A 2060-nucleotide genomic window follows, 5' to 3' on the forward strand; every position below is an offset into this window, starting at 1 on the left:
GCGGCCGGCTCTACCGCCTTGCGTTCACCAATCGATGGTGCCGGAAATCACCGTCTGCACCTGGCCGCCGGACCAGACCTCGCCCTCTTCATCGACCAGCAGCGTCAGCCGCGCATCGTGGCCGACTTCGCRTCCCTGGCTGACGTCGAAGGGCTGGCGGCCGCGCGGAAGGGCGTCGCGCAGGTCCAGCCAGGCCGCCAGCACAGCGTTGGCCGCGCCAGAAGCAGCATCCTCGAAGCGGCGCCCATTGCCGACGAAAGCGCGCACGGCCAGGTCGTAACCATCGCTGCCATCGGCAAAGGCATAGGCGAACACGCCCATGCTGTCGGTCGATTCAGCCAGCGTGGCGATCGCATCCCAGTCCGGGTGCAGGGCGCRCAACGCGGCCTCATCCGCGACCTCTACGACCCACCAGCTGCGGCCACCCTGCATGCGGGCCGGTGGYAGCGAACCCAGCGGCCAGGTGTGCAATGCGGCCTGCAGGCGTGGGTCATCGGTGGCGGCGATCTCGGCCAGCTGCGCACGGGGCGTGCGGATGGCGATGCGCTGCTGCGCGCCTTCGCCGGTCACGCGCAGTGGCAGCGCACCGGCGATGCCGTCCTGAACCAGTACCCCGTCGACCGGCATGGCCAAGCCCGCCTGCAGCACCGCGTGGGCGGTGCCGACGCTGGGATGGCCGGCGAACGGCACTTCCTTCTGCGGGCTGAACATGCGCAGCCGATAGCTGGTGCCGGCCGTCTGTGCCGGGAACACAAACGTCGTTTCGGGCAGGCGGGTCCAGCGGGCGATGGCCTGCATCGCTGCATCGTCCAGGCCTTCGGCATCGAGCACGACGGCCAGCGGATTGCCGGCGCCCGGGCGCGGGGAAAACACATCCAGCTGCAGGAAACGGCGGGTGGTCATCGGGCAGGAACTCCAGGAAACAGGCGGCATAGGGTAGCGCGGGGCCATGCCCCGCGAGCGCGCAGCGCGGCAGGCCGCCGGGCTTGGCCCGGCGCTACCAGGTGATGTTGCCGTCGATCACCAGCTGCACCTGGCCGCCGATCCACACCGTGTCCTGCGCATCCACAGTGACCTGGACGCGGCCGTCGCGGCCGACCTCGCGGCCCTGGCTGGCCACGTAGCTCCCGTCCTTGCCGGGCAGGGCGTTGCGCTGCCGCAGCCAGGCGCCGATCAGCGCGTTGGCGCTGCCGGTCACCGGGTCTTCCGGCACGTTGGGCGCATCGGCGGGGCAGAACGCGCGCACCACCAGGTCGTGCCCGGTATCGGCTTCGAGCGCGAACACGGCGATGCCGAGCGCGTCGGTGGCAATGCTCCAGTCGCGCAGGGCCGCCATGTCCGGTGCCAGCGTGCGTACGGCCTCGGCGTCGCGCAGCGGCAGCAGCCACCAGCGCGGGCCGTTGTCCCACAGCTCGGCGCGCTGGCCCTCGGCGGCAGCAGCGCGCAGGGCGTCAGGAATGTCGCCTGGCAGAGCCGGCAGCGGCCGTGCCTCTGGGCTCGCCAGGCGGATRGTGGGCGCGTTGGCTGGCCCGGTGACCTGCACCGGCAGCAGGCCGGCCGCGCACTGCTGCACCAGGGCCCCGTCGCGTGGCTGCACCAGGCCGCAGGTGACCGCAGCCCAGGCGGCGCCCACGCTGGGGTGCCCGGCGAAGGGCAGCTCGCTGGCAGGGGTGAAGATGCGCACGTGGTAGTCGGCGCCGGCAGCGGTGGGGCGAAGGAAGAATACGGTCTCGGACAGGTTCAGCCAGGCGGCCAGGGCCTGCATGCGGTCGGTGGACAGTCCATCAGCGTCGAACACGACACCGAGCGGGTTGCCGGTACCGGGCTGGTGGGCGAAGACATCGAGCTGCAGGTAGCGGTAGGCGGTCATTGACGGGTGTATTGGGCTTAGAATCGAAGGTTCCGCCCCCTCGGGCGGCTTCCCCACATTACACATAGCCTATCCATGTCAGCTTCCCCCCTTGTCGATCGTTGGATCGTACTGAAGTTCGGCGGCACCTCGGTGTCGCGTCGCCACCGCTGGGACACGATCGGGAAGCTGGCGAAAAAACGGGCCGAAG

The 2060-nt window shown here is 70.5% G+C and carries 2 protein-coding genes; both read right to left on the reverse strand.

What is annotated here, in order from left to right:
- Positions 1 to 24 precede the first annotated feature (24 nt).
- On the reverse strand, positions 25 to 903 hold the full coding sequence (locus tag AC1VAN_RS19970; RefSeq protein ID WP_480986551.1) for a PhzF family phenazine biosynthesis protein: 879 nt from the start codon (positions 901 to 903) through the stop codon (positions 25 to 27).
- A 94-nt stretch (positions 904 to 997) separates the two neighbouring features.
- Complete coding sequence (locus AC1VAN_RS19975; RefSeq protein ID WP_442252078.1) at positions 998 to 1870, reverse strand: PhzF family phenazine biosynthesis protein; 873 nt, start codon at positions 1868 to 1870, stop codon at positions 998 to 1000.
- Positions 1871 to 2060 lie beyond the last annotated feature (190 nt).

It is taken from the genome of Stenotrophomonas sp. 05L44_2, from assembly GCF_056665995.1.